This window comes from Sphingobium sp. DC-2 (assembly GCF_000722555.1).
GTDB lineage: Bacteria > Pseudomonadota > Alphaproteobacteria > Sphingomonadales > Sphingomonadaceae > Sphingobium > Sphingobium quisquiliarum.
Genome location: NZ_JNAC01000071.1, coordinates 1 through 2,503 on the forward strand (window position 1 = coordinate 1; position 2,503 = coordinate 2,503).

Consider the following 2,503-nt stretch of genomic DNA (forward strand, 5'->3'; position numbering starts at 1 on the left):
GTAAGCGGGGTCTGGCGGCCGCCTTGCGCAGCGCCCATTCGCCGGGATGATTGCCGCTCTTTGAGCGGGGTGGCCGGTGTCGGACGAGATTGAGGATTCAGCGAGCGGCGCAGCGACTACTCATACGAGCGGTCGTATGAGTAGTCGGATAGAGATCGTTAGCCGGGTGTCAGGCCGGCGGCGGTGGACGGTAGAGCAGAAGCTGGCCGTGCTGCGGGATGCATTCGGCCCGGAGGGCTGCGTGCGCACCGCCTGTGAACGCCATGACGTCGGCAGCGGCTCGATCTACACATGGCGGCGACAGGCGATGTCCGGTGAGCTCGCCGGGGTGCGCAAGTCGATTGAGCCTGCCTTTGCGGAGGTGCAGATCAGCGATCAACTGGCGTTGCCCGCGCCAACGGTCGCGGCACGCAGCGAGGGAGTGATCGGCATCGAGCTGCCGTCTGGTATCAAGGTAAGCGTGGATGCCACGGTCGATGCCGATGCCCTGTCGCGGGTGATCGGCATCCTGACGCGATGATCCCGCTGCCACCATCAACGCGGATATTCCTGGCCTGCGGCGCGACAGACATGCGCAAGGGTTTTGACGGCCTTGCCGTGATGACGCAGCAGGTTCTGGAGCAAAGCCCGCATTCCGGCGCGCTGTTCGCCTTTCGCGGCAAGCGCGGCGATCTGGTGAAGCTGCTCTGGTATGATGGCCAGGGCATGTGCCTGTTTTCCAAGCGGATGGACCGGGGCCGGTTCGTGTGGCCATCAACCAAGACCGGGTCGGTGGTGATGACCGCGGCCCAGCTTTCCATGCTATTGGAAGGCATCGACTGGCGGCGGCCGGAGCGCACTTTTACCCCGTCGCTCTCGGGCTAAAACGCCCATTTTCTGGCGCTTTTTCTGGCATTACGATCGCTGTTCCGCTATAGGATCGCGGTGTCGGACGCAGGCCTTTCTTTCCCTGACAAAGACGCTCGGATCGCCGAGCTCGAAGCTGCTTTGGTGGCCGCCCACGCCGATATTTCTGCCCGCGACATCCTGATCGACACGCTGCGCGTGCAGATCGCGCGCCTCAAGCGGATGCAGTTCGGTAAGTCGTCCGAGAAGCTTGATACCCAGATCGCCCAGCTTGAGTTGGCCCTCGAAGAACTCGAAGGCGAGGCCATCGTCGCTGCCGCGCGTCGGGCCGATCCGGCAGAGGTTGATCGGCCGTCGCCTGTTCGGGCGCTGCCCGCCCATCTGCCACGCGAAGATCAGCGGATCGAACCTGAGAAGGGCAACTGCACCTGTCCCGGCTGCGGTGGGGCATTGCGGCCGCTGGGGCAGGATAGCGACGAGATGCTCGATGCCGTGCCAGTACAGTGGCGCGTCGTTCGGACCATCCGGCCCAAGTATAGCTGCCGGTCCTGCGAGAAGATCGTGCAGGCGCCTGCGCCGGTAAAAGCCATTGCCCGGGGCAAGGCGACCTTCGGCACACTGGCCCACGTCGTCGTCTCCAAGTTCGATCATCATCTGCCGCTTTACCGTCAGGCCGAGATTATGGCGGCGCAGGGGATCGAGATCGACCGCTCAACGCTGGCGGGCTGGGTTGGACAAGCATCCGTGCTGCTCGACCCGATCGTCAGTCGCATCCGCGAGGTCGGCCTGACCGCCTCGAAGATCCATACCGATGATACGCCGGTTCCCATGCTTGATCCGGGCCGCGGCAAGACGGCGACTGGCAGGCTTTGGGCTTACGCCGTCGACGATCGAGGCTCCGGCGCCACGACCCCCTCGCTGGTCTGGTATGAGTTCACCACCGATCGCACCGGCGCGCATCCCCAGCGGCAGCTGGCCAACTTCACCGGCTATCTCCAGGCTGACGGCTATGCCGGTTATGACAAGCTCTACGACACGAACCGTGTCACCGAGATTGCTTGCTGGGCGCATTTCCGGCGGAAGATATTCGACATCCACGCCACCAAGCCGACGCCGCTCACCACTGATCTGCTGGAACGCATCGGTGAGCTTTACGAGATCGAGGCAGAGGTTCGAGGCCAGCAACCCGATATCCGACGACGAAGCCGGCAGGACCGCGCCCGACCATTGATCGATGATCTCCGCCAGGCACTCGACGATGCCTTGCGCCGTCTCTCGCCTAAGTCCGAGATGGCCAAGGCGATCGCCTATGGCCGTAAGCGCTGGATCGCGCTCACGCGCTTCCTTGATGATGGCCGTCTGGAGATCGATAACAACATTGCGGAGCGCGCCATGCGCTGCGTGGCCTTGGGCCGTAAAAACTGGCTATTTGCCGGCTCAAAGGCGGGCGGCGAGCGCGCCGCTGCCGTCTATTCCGTCATCGAGAGCGCCAAACTCAATGGCCTCGAACCGCAGGCCTATATCGCCGACGTCATCGCCAAGATCGCTGGCGAATGGCCCGCTGCCCGCTGGGATGAACTCATGCCGTGGAACTGGCGGCCAGATCAGCAACCGATCGCTGAAGCCGCCTGATCTGCGGCCTCCAGCCCACGCTTAC

Annotated in this window: 3 protein-coding genes; all 3 read left to right on the plus strand. The window is 63.7% G+C overall.

The window, feature by feature from the left end:
* Positions 1 to 136: 136 nt before the first annotated feature.
* From ET21_RS0115535 to ET21_RS0115545, 3 genes are read left to right on the plus strand one after another with little or no spacing between them, the layout of a single operon-like run.
* Entirely contained in the window at positions 137 to 520 is a 384-nt protein-coding gene (locus ET21_RS0115535; protein WP_030540395.1) for a transposase, read from the plus strand.
* Positions 517 to 864, plus strand: coding sequence for an IS66 family insertion sequence element accessory protein TnpB (gene tnpB, locus ET21_RS0115540; protein ID WP_030540396.1), 348 nt, complete (start codon positions 517 to 519; stop codon positions 862 to 864). The genes ET21_RS0115535 and tnpB overlap by 4 nt, the downstream gene beginning before the upstream one ends.
* A gap of 60 nt (positions 865 to 924) precedes the next feature.
* Positions 925 to 2,478, plus strand: a complete 1,554-nt coding sequence (locus ET21_RS0115545) for an IS66 family transposase (protein WP_030540397.1) — start codon at positions 925 to 927, stop codon at positions 2,476 to 2,478.
* The last annotated feature ends 25 nt before the right edge of the window (positions 2,479 to 2,503 follow it).